This is a genomic window from Geodermatophilus sp. SYSU D00766 (assembly GCF_054049915.1).
Genome location: NZ_JBJGYI010000002.1, coordinates 89,920 through 108,428, shown reverse-complemented (window position 1 = coordinate 108,428; position 18,509 = coordinate 89,920). Strand labels below are relative to the sequence as shown.

At 77.7% G+C, this 18,509-nt stretch carries 20 protein-coding genes; 10 read left to right on the top strand and 10 right to left on the bottom strand.

The genetic code is table 11. The features are described 5' to 3' along the window. The first annotated feature begins 24 nt into the window (after positions 1-24). On the top strand, positions 25-411 hold the full coding sequence (locus tag ACI8AD_RS02445) for an acyl-CoA thioesterase (protein WP_456868973.1): 387 nt from the start codon (positions 25-27) through the stop codon (positions 409-411). On the opposite strand, the gene ACI8AD_RS02440 is transcribed toward ACI8AD_RS02445, so the two are convergent. The 5 genes from ACI8AD_RS02440 to ACI8AD_RS02420 all read right to left on the bottom strand — a co-directional run bounded on the left by ACI8AD_RS02440 (position 398) and on the right by ACI8AD_RS02420 (position 6,231). Continuing rightward, positions 398-1,945 (bottom strand): cobyric acid synthase, encoded by a 1,548-nt coding sequence (locus ACI8AD_RS02440; RefSeq protein ID WP_456868972.1) that lies wholly within the window; start codon positions 1,943-1,945, stop codon positions 398-400. The genes ACI8AD_RS02445 and ACI8AD_RS02440 overlap by 14 nt on opposite strands. Next, entirely contained in the window at positions 1,900-2,583 is a 684-nt protein-coding gene (locus ACI8AD_RS02435) for a lysophospholipid acyltransferase family protein (protein WP_089405979.1), read from the bottom strand. The genes ACI8AD_RS02440 and ACI8AD_RS02435 overlap by 46 nt, the downstream gene beginning before the upstream one ends. A 96-nt stretch (positions 2,584-2,679) precedes the next feature. Next, positions 2,680-3,285: a PAS and ANTAR domain-containing protein gene (locus ACI8AD_RS02430; protein ID WP_456868971.1), complete on the bottom strand. Its 606-nt coding sequence runs from the start codon at positions 3,283-3,285 to the stop codon at positions 2,680-2,682. Between the two features lie 278 nt (positions 3,286-3,563). After that, positions 3,564-5,012: an aminotransferase-like domain-containing protein gene (locus ACI8AD_RS02425; RefSeq protein WP_456868970.1), complete on the bottom strand. Its 1,449-nt coding sequence runs from the start codon at positions 5,010-5,012 to the stop codon at positions 3,564-3,566. A 262-nt stretch (positions 5,013-5,274) separates the two neighbouring features. Then, on the bottom strand, positions 5,275-6,231 hold the full coding sequence (locus ACI8AD_RS02420; protein WP_456868969.1) for a cobalamin biosynthesis protein: 957 nt from the start codon (positions 6,229-6,231) through the stop codon (positions 5,275-5,277). Between the two features lie 31 nt (positions 6,232-6,262). Between ACI8AD_RS02420 and def the strand changes: the two genes are divergently transcribed. From def to cobM, 3 genes are read left to right on the top strand one after another with little or no spacing between them, the layout of a single operon-like run. After that, positions 6,263-6,820, top strand: coding sequence for a peptide deformylase (def, locus tag ACI8AD_RS02415; protein WP_456868968.1), 558 nt, complete (start codon positions 6,263-6,265; stop codon positions 6,818-6,820). Then, the gene (gene cbiE / locus ACI8AD_RS02410) at positions 6,817-8,046 is read left to right on the top strand and encodes a precorrin-6y C5,15-methyltransferase (decarboxylating) subunit CbiE (protein WP_456868967.1); all 1,230 of its coding nucleotides are present in this window, start codon (positions 6,817-6,819) and stop codon (positions 8,044-8,046) included. The genes def and cbiE overlap by 4 nt, the downstream gene beginning before the upstream one ends. Before the next feature lie 38 nt (positions 8,047-8,084). Next, positions 8,085-8,831 carry a precorrin-4 C(11)-methyltransferase gene (cobM, locus tag ACI8AD_RS02405; RefSeq protein WP_456868966.1) on the top strand — a complete coding sequence of 249 codons (747 nt, stop codon included), beginning with the start codon at positions 8,085-8,087 and terminating at the stop codon, positions 8,829-8,831. Here cobM and ACI8AD_RS02400 read toward each other — a convergent pair. After that, positions 8,822-9,904 carry a cobalt-precorrin-5B (C(1))-methyltransferase gene (locus tag ACI8AD_RS02400; protein ID WP_456868965.1) on the bottom strand — a complete coding sequence of 361 codons (1,083 nt, stop codon included), beginning with the start codon at positions 9,902-9,904 and terminating at the stop codon, positions 8,822-8,824. The genes cobM and ACI8AD_RS02400 overlap by 10 nt on opposite strands. 26 nt (positions 9,905-9,930) lie before the next feature. On the opposite strand from ACI8AD_RS02400, the gene ACI8AD_RS02395 reads away from it, so the two are divergent. The 5 genes from ACI8AD_RS02395 to ACI8AD_RS02375 all read left to right on the top strand — a co-directional run bounded on the left by ACI8AD_RS02395 (position 9,931) and on the right by ACI8AD_RS02375 (position 14,877). Then, positions 9,931-10,665, top strand: coding sequence for a cobalt-precorrin-6A reductase (locus ACI8AD_RS02395; RefSeq protein WP_456868964.1), 735 nt, complete (start codon positions 9,931-9,933; stop codon positions 10,663-10,665). Positions 10,666-10,708: 43 nt separating this feature from the next. Continuing rightward, complete coding sequence (locus tag ACI8AD_RS02390) at positions 10,709-11,191, top strand: FBP domain-containing protein (protein ID WP_456869157.1); 483 nt, start codon at positions 10,709-10,711, stop codon at positions 11,189-11,191. A 105-nt stretch (positions 11,192-11,296) separates the two neighbouring features. Next, positions 11,297-13,009, top strand: coding sequence for an ABC transporter (locus ACI8AD_RS02385; protein ID WP_456868963.1), 1,713 nt, complete (start codon positions 11,297-11,299; stop codon positions 13,007-13,009). Continuing rightward, positions 13,006-14,589, top strand: a complete 1,584-nt coding sequence (locus tag ACI8AD_RS02380; protein WP_456868962.1) for a GTPase — start codon at positions 13,006-13,008, stop codon at positions 14,587-14,589. Before ACI8AD_RS02385 ends, ACI8AD_RS02380 begins: the two co-directional genes overlap by 4 nt. A gap of 78 nt (positions 14,590-14,667) precedes the next feature. Beyond that, entirely contained in the window at positions 14,668-14,877 is a 210-nt protein-coding gene (locus ACI8AD_RS02375) for a DUF4177 domain-containing protein (RefSeq protein ID WP_456868961.1), read from the top strand. 26 nt (positions 14,878-14,903) lie between these two features. Here ACI8AD_RS02375 and ACI8AD_RS02370 read toward each other — a convergent pair whose 3' ends face one another. The 3 genes from ACI8AD_RS02370 to ACI8AD_RS02360 form a co-directional block, all read right to left on the bottom strand. Then, entirely contained in the window at positions 14,904-15,032 is a 129-nt protein-coding gene (locus ACI8AD_RS02370; protein ID WP_456868960.1) for a hypothetical protein, read from the bottom strand. Between the two features lie 38 nt (positions 15,033-15,070). After that, on the bottom strand, positions 15,071-15,199 hold the full coding sequence (locus ACI8AD_RS02365) for a hypothetical protein (RefSeq protein WP_456868959.1): 129 nt from the start codon (positions 15,197-15,199) through the stop codon (positions 15,071-15,073). Between the two features lie 284 nt (positions 15,200-15,483). Continuing rightward, positions 15,484-16,977 (bottom strand): DUF222 domain-containing protein, encoded by a 1,494-nt coding sequence (locus tag ACI8AD_RS02360; RefSeq protein WP_456868958.1) that lies wholly within the window; start codon positions 16,975-16,977, stop codon positions 15,484-15,486. Positions 16,978-17,210: 233 nt separating this feature from the next. Between ACI8AD_RS02360 and ACI8AD_RS02355 the strand changes: the two genes are divergently transcribed. Continuing rightward, a complete protein-coding gene (locus ACI8AD_RS02355) occupies positions 17,211-17,444 on the top strand; it encodes a hypothetical protein (protein WP_456868957.1) in 234 nt (77 codons plus the stop codon). 255 nt (positions 17,445-17,699) lie between these two features. Here the strand turns inward: ACI8AD_RS02355 and ACI8AD_RS02350 are convergent, their stop codons facing one another. Then, positions 17,700-18,248, bottom strand: coding sequence for an AAA family ATPase (locus tag ACI8AD_RS02350; RefSeq protein ID WP_456868956.1), 549 nt, complete (start codon positions 18,246-18,248; stop codon positions 17,700-17,702). Between the last annotated feature and the right edge of the window lie 261 nt (positions 18,249-18,509).

The window sequence follows — 18,509 nt, the reverse complement described above, 5'->3', positions numbered from 1 at the left end:
GTAACCCCGCTAGCGTGGCCGGCCGTGTCCGTGACGTGGAGCGCCCCGGTCCGCTTCGTCGAGTGCGACCAGCAGGGCGTGGTCTTCAACGCGCACTACCTGGTGTGGGCCGACGAGGCCAGCGCCCTGTGGTGGGCCTCGCTCGGCCTGCCGTGGCAGGAGATCGCCGCCCGCGCCGACCCGGTGGTCAAGGCCAGCACGCTGGAGTGGTCCTCGCCGGCGCGCTACGGCGACACGGTCGCCGTCGACGCCGAGACCGAGCGGGTGGGCCGCACCAGCGTGACCGTGCGCTTCACCGTCCGGGTGGGCGAGCGGGTGTGCTGCGTCGTGCGCAGCACCTACGTCGGCACGGCCGGCGGCGCCCCGGTGCCCTGGCCCGACGACGTCCGGGAGCGGCTCACCGCCGGCTGAGCGCCTCCCCGGGCGGCAGCAGCGGCAGGTCCGCCGGCGGGCCCTCCTCGACCAGCCGCCGGAGCGCGTCGGTGTCGGCGTGCTCGGCCACGAGGTCGCCGAGGGCGTCCAGGCGCCGCTCGCGGACGGCGGCGAAGGAGGTGCCGGGCGCCGGCGTGAACCGCCGCCCGGTCGCGCGCGCCACCTCGGTGAGGAAGGCCCGCCGGAAGCCGTCGTTCTCCAGCGCGCCGTGCCAGGTGGTGCCCCACACCGACCCGGCCCGGCCGCCGTCGAGGAACGGCTCGGCGGCGCCGGTGTAGGTGACCACGCCGTGGTGGATCTCGTAGCCGTGCACCGGGTGGCCGAGGGCCCGCCCGGACGGTCGGCCGAGCGTCTTCTCCCGCGCGAACCGCACCTCGGCCGGCAGCAGCCCCAGCCCGGCGACGGCGCCGGCCCGCGACTCGACGTCGTCGGTGATCGTGCGGGCGAGCATCTGGTGCCCGCCGCAGATGCCGAGCACCGGCCGGCCCTCGGCCGCGCGCCGGAGCACCGCGTCGGCCAGGCCGCTCGCGCGCAGCCACGCCAGGTCGGCCACGGTCGAGCGGGTGCCCGGCAGCACCACGAGGTCGGCGTCGGCGGCCTCCTCGGGGCGGGTGACGAACCGGACGAGCACACCGGGCTCGGCGGCCAGCGCGTCGAGGTCGGTGGCGTTGGACAGCCGGGGCAGCCGGGCCACGGCCACCCGCAGCACGTCCTCGCCGTGCGGCGGCCCGGCCGGGGAGACGCCGGTGGGGATGCCGAGGGAGTCCTCGACGTCGACCGCGGCGCCGGGCAGCCAGGGCAGCACGCCGAGCGTGGGCCGCCCGGTGAGCGCGGTGAGCTGGTCGAGGCCGGGCCGCAGCAGCCGGACGTCGCCGCGGAACTTGTTGACCAGGAAGCCGGCCACCAGCCGCTGGTCGGCCGGCGGCATGAGCGCGACCGTGCCGTAGAGCGCGGGGAACACCCCGCCGCGGTCGATGTCGCCGACGACGACCACCGGCAGCCCCGCCGCGGTGGCCAGGCCCATGTTGGCGATGTCGTCGGCGCGCAGGTTGATCTCGGTGGGGGAGCCGGCGCCCTCGCAGACGACGACGTCGAACCGCGACCGCAGGTCGGCCAGGCTGGCCAGGACCTGCTCCAGCAGCGCGGCCTTCATCGGCCGGTAGGACAGCGCCGTCACCTCGGCCACCGGCCGGCCGAGGACGACGACCTGGCTGGCGTCCTCGCCGCCGGGCTTGAGCAGCACCGGGTTCATCGCCGCCTCGGGCTCCACACCGGCGGCCGCGGCCTGCATGACCTGCGCCCGGCCGATCTCGGCGCCGTCGGCGGTGACCATCGAGTTGTTGCTCATGTTCTGCGCCTTGAACGGCGCCACCCGCACGCCCTGGCGGGCCAGCCAGCGGCAGATGCCGGCGGTGACGACGGACTTGCCGGCGTCGGAGGTGGTGCCGGCGACGAGCAGGGCGCCGCTCACGGGGCGGCGGGTGGCGCGCTGGGTGCGGGCTGCTGCCCCCACCCGGCCTTCTCCTGCCCCGACAGCTCGGCGATGGCCTCCATGATCCGGTCGGTGACGTCGCGGCGCGGGCGGCCTTTCGCGGCCTGGCCGCGGTACTCCGGGAAGGTCAGCGGCGCCCCGAAGGTGACCGACACCCGGTGGGGGCGCGGCCAGCGGGAGTCGACCGGCTGGACCCGGTCGGTGCCGGCGACGGCGACCGGCACCACCGGGCAGTCGGCGGTGAGCGCCAGCCAGGCGACGCCGGTCTTGCCGCGGGCCAGCCGGCCGTCGCGGGAGCGGGTGCCCTCGGGGTAGATGCCGAAGCCCTCCCCCCGCCGCAGCACGCCGAGCGCGGTGTCGAGGGCCCCCTGGGCGGCCCGGGAGGTCTCCCGCTCCACCGGCATCGCGCCCAGCGCGGTGAACAGCGTGCGGGTGAGCCACCCGCCGACGCCGGAGCCGGTGAAGTACTCGGCCTTGGCCAGGTAGTGCACCCGGCGCGGGGCGGCCAGCGGGATCACGATGCTGTCGACGAACGACAGGTGGTTGCTGGCGATGATGAAGGCGCCGGTGGCCGGCACGTTCTCCCGTCCGCGCACCCGCGCCCGGAACACCAGGACCAGCAGCGGCCGCAGCAGGAACCGTGCGACGAGGTAGAACACCCGTCCTCCTCCCTCGGTCCCGGCACCGCCGGCCGGATCCCCCGGGGCATCCTCCCCTGCCGCCGGGAGGAGGACGGCGGCAGGGGAGGGGCCGGCTCAGTGCCCGGCGCCGCCGGGCGGGCAGGCGTCGCGCAGGATCTCCCGCACCTCCGCCGACAGCGGCCGCTGGCCCGAGGCCGAGGCCACCAGGTCGAGGGCGACCTCGCGGACCTTGCGGTGGGTGTGGCTGGAGATGTGCGCCAGCAGGTCGAAGGCCACCTGGTCACCGCACCCGGTCAGGAGCATGAGCACGCCCTTGGCCTGCTCGATCGGGGCCCGGCTGGCCATGGCGGTCCGCATCTGCGCGACCTCCGCCTCGAGGGCCCGCACCCGGTCCTCGGCCGCGGCCGGCCGCGGGCTGTCCACGACGAGGCCCTCGACGGCGGCCACCCGGCCCTCGTCGTCGAGCCGGGGCTCGCCGAGCAGCACCACGGCACGGTGCCCGCCGGCGTCGGTGCGCACCCGCACCTCCAGGCAGAACGCCTGCGCCACGGTGATCGCAGCCGACAGCGCCTCGATGGTCCGCGGCCGGTCGTCGGGGTGCTGGGCGGCGACCAGCGCCTCGGTGGAGGGGCCGTCGCCGGCCGGACCGAGCAGGGCGCTCATCTCCTCCGACCACCACCACTCGCCGCTGACGCGGTCGTACCGCCAGCGGCCGGCCAAGCGGGTGCGCCGGGCCGCCAGCGGCGGAGGGGCCGGAGGGCGTGCGGGCGGCGCGGGGACCGCGTGCCCCGCGGCGCCGCGGTGTCGGGACCGGAGGGGGTACTGGGTGGACGTCATCGCGTGCTCCGGGAGCGCGCCGGGCGGTGCCCGGGAGAGCGCCGCTCAGCCGGTTGTTCGACCTGTCGCGGGAGCCGGCGGGGCCGGCCGCTCGAATGGTCTGACGGTAGCCGCCCGCACCGGGATGCGCACGCCATGCAGACGGATCTGTCCGGTTCGTGTCACACGACCGTGACGGGCCGGGCCGGGTGGCGCGCGACCGGTCCGCTGCGGAGGGCGGCGTCCACCGAGGCCAGCGTGGTCACCGCCGACCGCAGCCGGTCCGGCGGCAGGGTGAAGGGCAGCCGCAGGTGGTCGTCGAAGACCGTGCCGGTGCCGAAGACGCGCCCCTCGGCCAGCAGCAGGCCCAGCGGGGCGGCAGCGGCGGCCAGGGCGGCGGCGCTCGTCCCGGTGGGGAGCGCGCACCACGACGACAGCCCGCCGCCGGGGCGGGGCGCGCGCCAGTGCGGCAGTCGCGCGCCCACCTCGGCGAGCAGCACCTCGCGGCGCTCCCGCAGCAGTGCGCGGCGGCCGGGCAGCACGGTGTCGAGGTCGCGGACCAGCGCCGCCGCGGCGAGCTGGTCGAGCGGGCCGACCGACAGCTGGCGGCGGCCCAGGACGGCGCCCAGGGAGGCGGCCAGCGCCGCGTCGGTGCGCAGCCAGCCGATCCGCAGCCCGCCCCACACCGCCTTGGACAGCCCCCCGACGGTGACCGTGGCGGCGTCGGGCAGGCCGGCGGCGTAGGGCGGCAGCGGCCCCTGGTCGTCGAGCCACAGCTCCGCGGTCACCTCGTCGACGATCGTCAGCACGCCCTGCTGCCACAGCGTCGCGGCCAGCCGCCGCCGGCCGGCCGCCGACAGCCGCGCGCCGGAGGGGTTGGAGAAGTCGGGCATGAGGAAGGCCAGCCGCGGGCTGCTCTGCCGGACGGCGAGGTGCGCGGCCGCCACGACCGCGTCGGGGTCGGCCGGGTCGACGGTCACCGGCACGCACCGCCCGCCGGCCGCGGTCACCATGCCCAGGGCGCCGGGGTAGGTGGGGTGCTCGACCAGCACCCGGTCGCCGGGCTGCAGCAGCGTCTCGACCACCGTCGCCGTGGCGTCGCCGGTGCCGGCGGTGACCACCACCTGCTCGGGGTCGGTGGGCAGGCCGCGGGCGGTGTAGCGGTCGGCGATCGCGGCGCGCAGCTCGGGCAGCCCGCCGGGCGCGTAGCCGTGGCCGCCGGCGAGCGCGGGCAGCCGCGCCAGCGCCTGCTGGTAGGCCGGCAGCAGCTCCGGGGCGGCCTCCGGCGAGGCGTGGGCGAGGTCGAGGACCCCGGGGTCGGCGGTGGGCGCGGTCCACACCGCGCCGGCCGGCGGTGTCTCGAGCACGGTGCCCGCGCCGTGCCGGGTGCTCGCCCGGCCCTCCTCGCGCAGCAGCCGGTAGGCCGAGGCGACGGTGACCCTGCTGACGGCCAGCGCCGCGGCCAGGTCCCGCTCGGCGGGCAGCCGGGTGCCCGGCGCGAGCTGCCCCAGTGCGACCAGCTCGCCGACCCGGCGGGCGAGGGTGGCGTACCGGGGCCCGGACGCCTCCCCGAGTGGCCCGACCAGCGCGGCGAGCTCGCCCGCGGTGGACTGATCCGCTCCCAGTGGCATGCGGGCCACCATGCCGGATTGGACCGCTTCCGTCCAGGCCGGATGGTGCCACCGTCTCCGGCATGACCACTGGTGCAGTCCTCGTCCTGCTCGTCCTGCTCGGCCTCGGCGGCCTGGTGGTGACCACCCTGGTGATCGCCGTCCGCGGTGGCCGCGGTCCGGCCGACCCGCCGGCCAGCCGCCCGCACGCCGACCCGGCCGGCTTCCCCGTCCTGCCGCAGCCGCGCGGCGTCCTCCACGGCCGCGGGCCGCTGACCCGTCCTCAGCCGCGCCGGGGTGCCCTGGCCGCGGCGGCGAGGAGCGCCGCGCCCAGCCACACCGCCCGCGACAGGCGCACCGCCCGGGCGACGTCGCTGCTGTCGGGTGCCCGGCCGTCGCCGAGCACCGGCCGGTCCTCCACCCTGCTGCCGTAGACGTTGCGGCCGCCCAGCCGCAGTCCCAGCGCGCCGGCCGCCGCGGCCTCGCAGCGGCCGGCGTTGGGGCTGGGGTGGGCGGCGCCGTCGCGCTGCCAGACCCGCAGCGCGCCGCGCGGGGAACCGCCGGCCAGCGGGGCGAGGGCGACGGTGAGCGCGGCGGTCAGCCGGGCGGGCAGCCAGTTGGCGACGTCGTCGGCGCGGGCGGCGGCCCAGCCGAAGCGGGCGTGGCGCGGCGAGCGGTGGCCCACCATCGCGTCGAGGGTGTTGACCGCGCGGTACCCGAGCAGCCCCGGCAGGCCGGCCAGCGCTCCCCAGACCAGCGGGGCCACGGCGGCGTCGGAGGTGTTCTCGGCGACCGACTCGACGGTGGCCCGGGCCAGCTCTCCGCCGTCGAGGGCCGAGGGGTCGCGACCGGCCAGCGTCGGCAGCAGCGCGCGGGCGGCGGGCAGGTCCCCGGCCTCCAGCACCCCGGCCATCGCCGTCGCCGCGCGGCCCAGCGAGGTGCCGCCGAGCACCGCCCACGTGGCGAGGGCGACCGCGGCCGTGCGCGCCGCGGGCCGCCCGCGGGTGACCCGGTCGGCCGCCGTCCCCAGCCCCGTGGCACCGGCGACCAGGACTCCCGCGTACCCGGCGCCGGCCGCGCGGGAGTCCCGCCAGAGCCGCCGCTCCAGCGCGGCGGCGAGGGTGCCGAAGCCGGCCACCGGGTGCCGGCGCGCGGGGTCGGCGAGCAGCAGGTCGGCGGCCGCGCCGAGGGCCAGGCCGAGGGCGGCGGGGAGGTCCCGGCGGAGCAGCACGCCGACCATCCTGCCGAGACCGGTTCCTAGGATCGCGGCCATGCGCCTGCCCGGCCGTTACGACGGCGTCGCCCGGCCGATCGTCACCTACGGCAGCAACGAGGTGCTGCACCGCCCGACCGCCCCGGTCACCGAGTTCGACGAGCGGCTGCGCCGGCTCGTGCTCGACATGTTCGCCTCGATGCGCGCGGCCGACGGCGTGGGCCTGGCGGCCAACCAGATCGGCGTCGACGCGCGGGTGTTCGTCATCGACTGCCCCGACGCCGACGGCGAGGACGTCGTCGGCTACGTCGTCAACCCGTCGCTGACGCTGCCCGGGCCGGCCGACGGCGAGCCCGCGGAGGAGGTCACCGAGGAGGGCTGCCTGTCGGTGCCCGGCCCCTACGCCGACCTCGCCCGCGCCTTCCGCGCCCGGGTCGACGGCGTGGACGTCGCGGGCCGGCCGGTGACGATCGAGGCGACCGGCATGGCGGCCCGGTGCCTGCAGCACGAGGTCGACCACCTCGACGGCGTCGTCTACGTCGACCGGCTGCCCGAGGACCTGCGGGAGCGGCTGCTGGCCGAGGCCGCCGGGCCCGAGGGGGAGCTGCCGGCGTGAGCGAGACGGTCGCGGCCCCCGCCGCCCCGGTGGTCGTCGTCGGCATCGGCGCCGACGGGTGGGACGGGCTGGCGCCCACCTCCCGCGTCGAGGTCGAGCGCGCCGACGTGCTGCTCGGCAGCGCCCGCCAGCTCGACCTGGTGCCGCCGGAGGTGACCGCCGAGCGAGTCCCGTGGCCCTCGCCGCTCACCGAGGCCCTGCCCGGTCTGGTCGACGGGCACGCCGGGCGGGCGGTGGTGGTGCTGGCCAGCGGCGACCCGATGCTGTCGGGCATCGGCACCACGCTCACCCGGCTGCTGGGCGCCGAGCGGGTGCGGGTGCTGCCGGCGCCGTCGTCGGTGTCGCTGGCCTGCGCGCGGCTGGGCTGGGCGGTGGAGGAGACCGAGGTGGTCGCCCTGGTCGGCCGGCCGATCGAGCTGCTGCACCCGCACGTGCAGCCCGGCCGGCGGCTGCTGGTGCTCGGTTCCGACGGCGAGACCCCGGCCCAGGTCGCGGCGCTGCTGTCGGCGCGCGGCTACGGGCAGAGCCTGGTCACGGTGCTCGGCGGGCTGGGCGGCCCGGACGAGGAGGTGCGCACCGGCACCGCGGCCACCTGGTCGCAGCCGGCACCGGCGCTGGTGGTCACCGCCGTCGAGTGCCGCGCCGACCGCGGGACCGCGCCGCTGCCCACCACGCCCGGCCTGCCCGACGGCGCCTACGAGTCCGACGGGCAGCTGACGCGGTCGGAGGTCCGCGCGGTCACCCTCTCCCGGCTCGCGGCGGTGCCCGGGCAGCTGCTGTGGGACGTGGGCGCCGGGTCGGGCTCGATCGGCATCGAGTGGATGCGCGCCCACCCCACCTGCCGCGCGGTCGCCGTCGAGGCCTCCGCCGAGCGCGCCGAGCGGATCGCCCGCAACGCCGCCCGGCTCGGCGTGCCCTACCTGCGGGTGGTGCACGGCCACGCGCCGGAGGTGCTCTCGCGCCTGGGCGCGCCCGACGCGGTGTTCATCGGCGGCGGGCTGACCACGCCGCTGCTGGTGGAGTCGTGCTGGGACGCGCTGCCGCCCGGCGGGCGCATGGTGGCCAACGCCGTCACGGTGGAGAGCGAGGCGGTGCTGGCCCGGTGGCACGCGCAGGTGGGCGGTGACCTGGTGCGGGTGGAGGTGCAGCGCGCCGAGCCGGTCGGGTCGTTCACCGGCTGGAAGCCCGCGATGCCCGTGACGATCTGGTCGGTGACCCGGTGGTGAGCGCGCACTTCCGCGGAAGTGCCCGGGGAGGTCCTCCGGTGACCGTGCACTTCATCGGCGCCGGCCCGGGCGCGGCCGACCTGGTCACGCTGCGCGCGGCGCGGATCATCGCCACCGCCCCGGTCTGCCTCTACGCCGGCGCGCTGGTGCCCCGCGAGCTGCTCGCCACCGCCCCGCCCGGCGCGCGGCTGGTCGACACCGCCGACCTCGACCTCGACGCCATCACCGCCGAGCTCGTCGCCGCGCACGCGGCCGGGCACGACGTCGCCCGGCTGCACTCCGGCGACCCGTCGGTGTACAGCGCGATGGCCGAGCAGATGCGCCGGCTCGACGCCGCCGGCGTGCCCTACGACGTCGTCCCGGGGGTGCCCGCGTTCGCCGCCGCGGCCGCGTCGCTCAAGCGGGAGCTCACCGTGCCCGGCGTGGGGCAGACCGTGGTGCTCACCCGCACCAGCGCACGGTCCACGCCGATGCCGCCGGGGGAGGAGCTGGCCGCCTACGCCGCCACCGGGGCCACGCTGGTGCTGCACCTGGCCGTGCAGCGGATCGCCGAGCTCGCGCCGCAGCTGGCCGCGCACTACGGCGACGACGGCCCGGTCGCCGTCGTCGCCCGGGCCAGCCGCGACGACGAGCTGGTGCTGCGCGGCACGCTCGCCGACATCGCCGGGCAGGTCGAGGCCGCGGGCGTGCGGCGGACGGCGGTCGTCGTCGTGGGCCCGGTGCTCACCGCCGAGCAGTTCCCCGACAGCCACCTGTACTCGACGGCGCGGTGCCGTCAGGCCTGACCCACGACCTCACCGGCGCGGTCGATCACCACGACGTCGACCTCGACCGGCGCCCCCCTCAGCACGCCGAGCGCCGTCTCCCGGGCGCCCGCGGCCACCAGGTCGCCGAGCGGCAGCCCGGCCGCCTGGCACTGCCGCAGCGCGTCGAGCGCGGTGTTCGCGCCGCGCACGCCCTCGACCAGCTCGCGCGGGCCGCCCGCGCCGGCCACCCGGGCGGCGAGGGAGTCGAAGGACACCTGCGAGCGGCCCGAGTGCAGGTCGAGGTGGCCGTCGGCGAGCTTGGCCAGCTTGCCGATGCCCCCGGCGACGGTCAGCCGCGGCACCGGGTGGCGGCGCAGGTACTTGAGCACCGCGCCGGCGAAGTCGCCCATGTCCAGCAGCGCGTCCTCGGGCAGCCCGTGCAGCTCCTGCACCGTCCGCTCGCTGGTCGAGCCGGTGCACCCGGCGACGTGGGTGCGCCCGGCCGCGCGGGCGACGTCGATGCCGCGGCGGATCGAGTCGATCCACGACGAGCACGAGTAGGGCACGACGACCCCGGTGGTGCCCAGCACCGACAGCCCGCCGACGATCCCCAGCCGCGGGTTCCACGTCCGGCGCGCCAGCTCCGCGCCGTGCTCGATGGACACCTCGACGACGACGTCGCCGCTGCCGCCGTGCCGGTGCGCCACCATGGCCACGTGCTCGCGCACGAACTGCCGCGGCATCGGGTTGATCGCCGGCTCGCCCACCGCCAGGGGCAGGCCCGGCTTGGTCACCGTGCCCACGCCCTCCCCCGCCCGGAAGACGACGCCGCTGCCCGGCTCGCCGTGCGCCACCCGCACGCCCACCAGGGCGCCGTGGGTGACGTCGGGGTCGTCGCCGGCGTCCTTGACGACCGCCGCGCGGGCCGCGCCGGGCTCGAGCGCCTCCGTGGCCAGCGCGAAGGACGGGTGCCGGTCGTGGGGCAGGTGGATGGTCACCGGGTCGGGGAACTCGCCGGTGAGCAGCGCGGTGTAGGCCGCGGTGGCCGCCGCCGTCGCGCACGCGCCGGTGGTCCACCCGTGCCGCAGCCCGGAGGCGCCGTCCCTGCCCACGCGCCCATGATCCCCGGAGCCCGGCCGTGACCGGGCAGGTCCTCGTGCTCGGCGGCACCGGCGAGGCGCGGCGGCTGGCCGCGGCGCTGGTGGCCGAGGGCGTCGACGTGCTCTCCAGCCTCGCCGGGCGGGTGGCCGACCCGCTGCTGCCCGAGGGCCAGGTGCGGGTCGGCGGCTTCGGCGGCGCCGACGGGCTGGCCGACTGGCTGGCCACCCACCGGCCGGCCGCCGTGGTCGACGCCACCCACCCCTTCGCCGCGCGGATCACCGCCAACGCCGCCGCGGCGGCCGCCCGGCACGGCACGCCGCTGCTGCGGCTGCAGCGCCCCGGCTGGACCCCGGGACCGGGGGACGACTGGCGCTACGTGGACTCGCTGGCCGCGGCGGCCGAGGCCGTGCACGGGCGCGGCACGGCCTTCGTCACCACCGGCCGGCAGGGCGTCGGCGCCTTCGCCGCCCTGCCCGGGCGGGTGCTGGTGCGCGCGGTCGACCCGCCCGACGAGCCGCTGCCGGACGGGGCGACGCTGCTGCTGGCCCGCGGCCCGTTCACCGAGGAGGAGGAGGTGGCGCTGATGCGCGAGCACGGCGTCGACGTCGTCGTCGCCAAGGACTCCGGCGGGCACCTGACCGAGGCCAAGCTCACCGCCGCCCGTCGGCTCGGGCTGCCGGTCGTCCTCGTGCGCCGGCCGCCGCTGCCGGCGGGGGTCGCCGTGGTGGGCACCGTGGAGGAGGCGCTGCGCTGGGTGCGGGAAACCGGTTGAGACGCCCCGGTGCCGGATCGCAGGATGGCGCCTCGTGGAACCGATGACCGAGACCCAGGTGCGGCGCTCCTTCGTCAACTGCTCGAAGGGCGAGGCGAACTCCGCCACGCTGCCGCGCGACCTGGCCGACCTGCCGTGGGACGAGCTCGAGGTGCTCGGCTGGCGCGACGCGAAGGCGCCGCTGCGCGGCTACCTCGTGGTGCAGCGGGAGGGGCGGCCGGTCGGCATCGCGCTGCGCGCCGCGGAGTCGCGGATGTCGGCCCGCCGCAGCGTGATGTGCCTGCTGTGCCGGTCCACGCAGTCCGGCGACGCGGTGTCGCTGTTCACCGCGCGGCGGGCCGGGGAGGCCGGGCGCAACGGCAACACGGTGGGCACCTACGTGTGCGCCGACCTCGGCTGCGCCGCGCGCGCCCGCACCGAGATCCCACCGTGGCTGCACGACCGCGACCCGCTCGTCGTGGGCGAGGAGCGGGTCGCGGAGCTGCGCGGGCGGGTCGGGGAGTTCCTCGCCGCCGTCCTGGGGTGACCCCGCCGCTCAGGCGGCGGTGATCCGGGAGCGGACCGCTCACCCGGACGGGCCGCTCACCGGGGGCAACGGGTAGCGGAGGCCGCCGCGGGCTACCTACCGGGGGTGACCGGACCCGTTCCGCTGACCGACGCGCTGCAGGAGCTCCGCGATGCGGTCGCGCACGCCCCGCTCGGCCTGGCCACCCCCGGCCGCGAGGCGACCGCCCGCACCGCGCGGGCCGTCGTCGACCAGGTCGACGACTACCTGCTGCCCCGGCTGCGCGACCTCGACGCCCCACTGCTGGCGGTGGTCGGCGGCTCGACCGGCGCCGGCAAGTCCACGCTGGTCAACAGCGTGCTGGGCGCGAAGGTGACCGCGCCCGGCGTGCTGCGGCCGACCACCCGCGCGCCGGTGCTGGTCTGCTCACCGGCCGACCTGGCCGCGTTCTCCGGCGAGCGCGTGCTCCCGCACCTGCCCCGCACGACCGGCGGGGGCGAGAGCGCCCGCGACGTCACCGGGGGGTTGCGGCTGGTGCCCAGCGAGGCGCTGCCCGCCGGGCTGGCGCTCATCGACGCCCCCGACGTCGACTCGGTGGTGGAGGCCAACCGCGACCTCGCCGGGCAGCTGCTGTCGGCCGCCGACCTGTGGGTGTTCGTGACGACGGCGGCGCGCTACGCCGACGCCGTCCCGTGGGACCTGCTGCGGACGGCGCAGGAGCGGGGCACCGCGCTGGCCGTCGTCCTCGACCGGACGCCGCCGGAGGCGGTGACCGAGGTCGCCGCCGACCTCGCCTCGATGCTCCAGCGCGGCGGGCTGGGCGGCGCGCGGCTGTTCGTCGTCGAGGAGCGGCCGCTGACCGACGGCTTCCTGCCCGAGGACCAGGTCGCCCCGCTGCGCGACTGGCTGCGGGGCCTGGCCGCCGACCAGGAGCAGCGCGCCGCCGTGGTGCGGCAGACCCTGGCCGGGGCGCTGGAGAGCCTCGACGGGCGGGTGGCCGCGGTGGCCGACGGGGTCGACGAGCAGGCCGCGGCCGCGCGCGGCCTGGCCGACGCCGCCGACGCCGCCTACGGCGGCGCGCGTGCCGCCGTCGCCGAGGGCGTGGGCAACGGCAGCCTGCTGCGCGGGGAGGTGCTCGCCCGCTGGCAGGACTTCGTCGGCACCGGGGAGTGGATGCGCTCGCTGCAGAGCCAGGTGGGGCGGCTGCGCGACCGGATCGGTGCGGCGCTCACCGGCCGGCCGTCGACGGCGGACTCGCTGTCCGGGGCGCTGGAGTCCGGCGTGGAGACGCTGCTGCGGTCGGAGGCCGACCGCGCCGCCGAGCGCACGGTCACCGCGTGGCGCTCGCTGCCCGGCGGTGCGGCGCTGGTGGCGGGGCGGGAGGAGGACCTCGGCGCGACCTCGCCGGACTTCGCCCCGGCCGCCGCCGAGGAGGTGCGCGACTGGCAGGGGTACGTGCTGGATCTGGTCCGCGAGGAGGGCGCGAGCCGGCGGTCCCGGGCGCGGCTGCTGTCCTGGGGGGTGAACGGCGCCGGGGCGGTGGTGATGGTCGCCGTCTTCGCCTCGACGGCGGGGCTGTCGGGGGCGGAGCTGGCGATCGCCGGCGGGACGACCGCGGTGGGGCAGCGGGTGCTGGAGGCGGTGTTCGGCGACGCCGCGGTGCGCGCGCTGGCCGCCCGCGCCCGCGCCGACCTCGACGCCCGCGCCACCCGGCTGCTGGGCACAGAGCAGGACCGCTTCGACGAGCTGCTGGGCGTCGTCGCCGGCGCCCCCGACGCGGCCGACCGGCTGCGGGCCGCCGTCGCCACGCTCGCCGCGGCCCGGGGCGTGGCCGCGTGAGGGGTCGGGAGACGCCGCTGGCCGACCGGCTGGCCGCGCTGCGCGAGGCGGTCGGGGTGGCCGAGGGGCGGTTGGAGGTGCCCGAGGTGGGCGCGGCCCGGCAGCTGCTGGCCAAGGCCGGGGCCCGGGAGGCGCTGGGCGACGCGACCGTCGTCGCGCTGGCCGGCGCCACGGGCAGCGGCAAGTCCACGCTGTTCAACGCGCTGTCCGGCGCGGAGGTGAGCACCCCGGGGGTGCGGCGGCCGACGACCGGCGTGGCGCACGCCAGCGTCTGGGGCGAGCACGGCGCCGACCGGCTGCTCGACTGGCTGGAGGTCCCGCGGCGGCACCGGGTGGACGACGGCGACCCGGCCCTCGACGGGCTGGTGCTGCTGGACCTGCCCGACCACGACAGCGTGCGGCTGGAGAACCGGCTGGAGGTCGACCGGCTGGTGCAGCTGGTCGACGTCCTGGTGTGGGTGCTCGACCCGCAGAAGTACGCCGACGACGCCGTGCACACCCGCTACCTCGCGCCGCTGGCCGGGCACGCGGGGGTGCTGCTGGTGGTGCTCAACCAGGTCGACCGGCTCGACGAGGCGGCGGTGGTGGCGTGCCTGGCCGACCTGCGCCGGCTGCTCGACGAGGAGGGCCTGGCGGGGACGCCGGTGCTGCCCACCGCGGCCCGCAGCGGCCTGGGGCTGCCGGAGCTGCGTGCCGAGCTGGCCCGCCGGGTGGGTGCGCGCAGGGCGGCCACCGACCGGCTCACGGCCGATGCCCGCGCCGCGGCCGGCGCGCTCGCCGTCCACTGCGCGCCCGACCTCGGCCGCGACCGCGGACCCGGCCGCGCCGCCCGCGACGAGCTCACCGGGGCGCTGGCCGACGCCGCGGGGGTGCCTGCGGTCGTCGGCGCGGTGGAGCGCTCGGCCCGCCGCAGCGGCACCGCGCACACCGGCTGGCCGCTGCTGCGGTGGACGCGGAAGCTGCGGGCCGACCCGCTGTCGCGGCTGCACCTGGGCGACGAGCGGTCGCGCACGTCGCTGCCGCAGGCGGGAGCGGTGCAGCTGGCCGGCATGGACGCCGCGCTGCGCCGGGCCCGCGACGACGCCGGCCGCGGGCTGCCCCCGGCCTGGCGCGACGAGCTGCGACGCACCACCGAGGACGTCGGCGAGCGGCTGCCCGACCGGCTCGACCGCGCCGTCGCCGGCACCGACCTGGGGCCGGACCGCACGCCGCTGTGGCAGCGCGCCGTCGGCGGCCTGCAGTGGCTGCTCGCGCTGGTGGCGCTGGCCGGGGCGCTGTGGCTGATCGGGCTGGTCGCGCTCGGGCTGCTGCAGCTCGACGACGTCGTCCCGCTGCCCCGGGTGCAGGGCATCCCGCTGCCCACGGTGCTGCTCGTGCTCGGCCTGCTGGCCGGGGTGCTGCTCGCGGTCCTGTCCCGGCCGCTGGTGGCCGCCGGCGCCAGACGCCGGGCGCGCACGGCCAGGCGACGGCTCACCGCGCGGGTCTCGGAGGTGGCCGACGAGGAGGTGCTGGCACCGGTGGCGGAGGTGCGCGCCGAGCACGACCGCTACTGCGCGGCGGTGGGGCGGGCCGCGTCCTGACGTGCGGCACCGGCAGGCGTGGACACCGGGTGCCGGGACGGCCAGGCTGGCCCTCCGTACCGGCGAGGGGAGCGGTCGATGGCTGCGCGCTACGAGTACAAGGTCGAGGAGATCCGCGAGGGCATGCTCGGCGGCAAGATGTCCGGCGACAAGCTCGAGGGGGTCCTCAACGCGCGCGCCCGTGAGGGCTGGCAGCTCAGGGCGATCACCGCCGTCCAGGTGAAGGGCCGCATCGGGCCCGGCGGCGTCGAGGGCGTGCTGGTGACCTTCGAGCGGCCCCTCGTCTGAGCTTCCCGACAGCGGTCGGGGAGCTGTCAGTTCGGGTTCAGGTCCTCGATCCTCCCCAGCAGCCAGAGGCGGACGTCGGCGAGGCGGTCCTCCCGGGAGGCGGCCAGCTGCTCGCGCAGTCGCTCGCGGTCCTCGCGGGACGGGTCGTCGATCACGTCGAGATCCCGTACCCAGCGGAGCCCGCTTCTACTGCTCAGGAGCTGCGGACGGCGAGCAGGGTCGCGGCGAGCAGGACCACCGAGCTCAGCGCGACGAGGGTCCCGGCGGCCACCCGGCCGGTGCGTGGCCGGAGCAGACGGGCGCCGGCGAGCACCAGGCACACACCGACCAGCAGCAGGACACCCCTGGGCCGTCCACCCGGTGTCCAGCCAGGTGTCGGCCGTCCGGCACGGGCGGCAGGCCGTGACGGCCACCACGGCGAGGCTGCGGTCAGCGGCGCCCGCGCGTTCGGCCGGGGAGCGGGCGCCCGGAGCTGAGGCTCGCTCATCAGTGGCCGTGACCAGGGACCGCTCGTCTCGGGCGTCGGGCACGGCGACAGCCTCGACGGGCGACCGCCCACGGGCGATCACACCCGCGGAGCGGTGTTCGCGGGCAGCTCGCCCTGGATCAGAAGGGCGGTGGGTCGTCGTCCGGCTGGGCCGGTTCGTCCACTCGTGGTGGTTCAGGTGGCGGTGGTGGTCGCAGTCCCGGTGGCCGGGTGGTCCGGGTGATGCCGGACGGTGTGGTGACGGTGAGCGTGCCGTCCTCGGCCATCTCGAAGCGCCAGCCGCGGGCGAAGGTCTTCACCCGGTGATGCGAGCGGCACAGGCAGCACAGGTTGGCGCAGTCGGTGAGCCCGCCGTGCGCGTGCGGGAGGACGTGGTCGGCGTCGGCCCAGCCGACCCGCTGCCCGCAGGTCGGGAAGCGGCAGGTGCGGTCGCGGGTGCGCACGAACGCCTGCTGCGCCGCCGAGGGGGTGTAGCCGTTCCGGCCCGCCGGCCGGTCGAGGACGGGGCACCCGCACTCGGTGTCCGCGGGATGGTCGGGGCAGCCGCGGGACGCCAGCCGACGCAGCCGGTCCAGCGTCGCGGTCGCCCGGAGCGTCCCGTCGCCCTCGGTCAGCGCCACCGTCACCGACCCACCCTCGGGCGCCTGCACACCCAGCGCGTCCAACTGGTGCAGCAGCGCGCGCAGGTGCGCGGCGGTGATCGGCAGCCCGTTCACCTCCCCGGCCTGGCTCGACCGCCCGGCCAGCGACGCCAACGACGCGACGATCTGCAGGTGCGCGGTCACCGGCGGGCGGCTGTCGTCCCCCGGGCGCCGCAGCAGATCGGCGAACACGGCCGTGCGCAGCTGCCCGATCGGCCGCGGATCCCCGTCGGCCTTGAGCATCCGGGCGAGTGCGTCGACGGTCGCGTGGCAGGCGGCGGCCACGTCGGTGGGCAGGTCGGCGGCGAGGGTGCTCATCCCGTCAGTCGGGGACGGGTAGACGCGCACGTCGGCCTGTCGTTCGGCGGTCGTGCGGCGCTGGTCGACCGCGTCGGCGTCGGCTTCCAGCAGGAGTTCGAGCGCGCGCTTCTTGACCTTGCCGACGGTCAGCTGTGCCGCCTCGGGCAGCACGGCGGCCTCGATGCGGCGGGCGAGGGCCGGGTCGGTGTGCTGCAGCACGTCGACCAGCGCCTTGGCGCGGGCCTCGTCGAGGTCGCCGGCGGCGAGTGCGGCCCAGGTGGCGGGCAGTCGTTCGCGGTAGGTCCAGGCGCGGGTGGCCAGGTGGTTGGCCGTACCCCGCCCGCAGTTGAGCACCACCGCCAGCTCGGCGGTGAAGAACTCCGAGACACCGGGCAGCTCGGTGTCCGGCGCCCACGACCCACGCCGCCTGGCACCCGGGGTGCCGGGTGCGGGGTCGGCATCGGAGGGGCGGGCCTCGGCCAGCCGCAGCACCAGCTCCGCCTCGTAGGCCGCCTCCATCGCCCGACGCTGCTGCACCCGCTGCAACTCAGCGGCGGCCTGCTCGTCGGACAGCACCGCCACCGGCAGCCGCGGCACCGTCACGGGTCGCGCGAGCAGCGCACCGGCGAGCGCCCGCTCCACCGGCGACACGTACTCAGCGACCTCCTCCACGACCCCGAACCTACGCACGGGGTACGACAGTTCGCGCAGGTCAGACGGGGGTCAGCGCGGCAGCCGGCGAGGACCACGCCGGCCTGCGATCGGGCGGCACCACTCCGCTCCAGGACGTCGAGCGGCGGCCGATGACAGGAGACGTGGGGCGGTGGGCGCGGGCACCGAACGTCTGCGCCCGTGCGTCGCGCAGTGGCCGGAGTCCCGATGACCTCATCCGCAGGAGGACCACGATGTCTCGTCCCGACCCCCACCAGGACCCGTGGCACGGGCCGGACCCGAGCTTCCTCGGTGAGGAGTCCCAGGGCGGGATGGGCAACCACGCCGGACCCGAACTGGCCCTCGCGCGGCTGCTGAACTGGGTGCTCGGCCGCAGGGGTGGCCGCGACACCCGCGAGGCCATCGAGGCCCGCGCACGGAAGGCCCGCCTCCGGGACGAACGCCGGGCCGCCAAGCGTTTCCGCTGACACTCCCACCCCCGCGCACCACGAGGTCCGGCGACGCATCCAGCGCCGACGGCTCCACGACGAGCGAGTGACGACGTCCGAGGCGTCCATGGCGCGCTCGCAGCGGCGGTCTGCCGCCGTGAGCAGCGCTGGTGGCTGACCAGTGCACGTCGTGGGCGTTCCCGGCCAGGTCCGCTTCGGTGGTCAGCTCCACGGTTGACCGCGCGACGCGTCGCACCGGCGGGGGAGTGCCGCGTCCGCGCCGCGAGCTCCACGTCAGTCGTCGGTGCACGAGGGCCAGTGGTCGGCTGCCCACTCCGGCCAGCCCGGCCACCCCGCCGGCGGGTCGGGTACGTCGTCGCCGTCGATCTCGCTGGCGTCCGGCACCTCGAACTGCTCCCGCCACCGGTCCACGTCGGCCGCGGTCATCGGGAAGGTCCGGTGGGGTCCGGTCGCCTGGCGGTGGGCGATCCGGGCGAGTTGGACGTCCCTGTCCACGGGCAGGTGGACGACCCGGCAGGACGCCCCGGTCGATCTCGCGAGCCAGCGCAGTGCCGACCGTTCGTCGCGGCCCCAGAGCCCGAAGTCGAGCACGACGCTGGTGCCCAGCCGCAGCGCCTGCAGCGCGACCGAGACGAGCCGTCCCTCCAGCACGAAACGCGTGCCGTCGGCCATCGGGTCGCCGAACAGCGGGACCATCCAGTCGTCCGGGGTCAGTCGCAGCGCCCGGTGCGCCGCGGCCAGCTCCGTGGCCCGGGTGGTCTTCCCGGCCGCCGGCAGCCCGACCATCAGGAACACCGTGGCGGCGACCGGGTCCCGGGGCACGTCAGCGCCGGAAGGGACCTCGGTGGGTGACGGGCGGGGCCGACCGCCCGGCGGGCGGTGCCGCGCACGCGACTCGGACATGCACTCCCCTGACAGGACAGGACGGATCGGCAGCACGGGGTGGATCCGGCGGTACGCCCTGGCACTGCCCCGACGGGGACAGGCATCGGGGCCGCGACTGTGGCCGCCCCGGTACCGCCGCTACGCGGCGGGGCGAGTCGTCGTGGGAGCGCAGCAGCACACGCCCTCACCGTAGCCGCC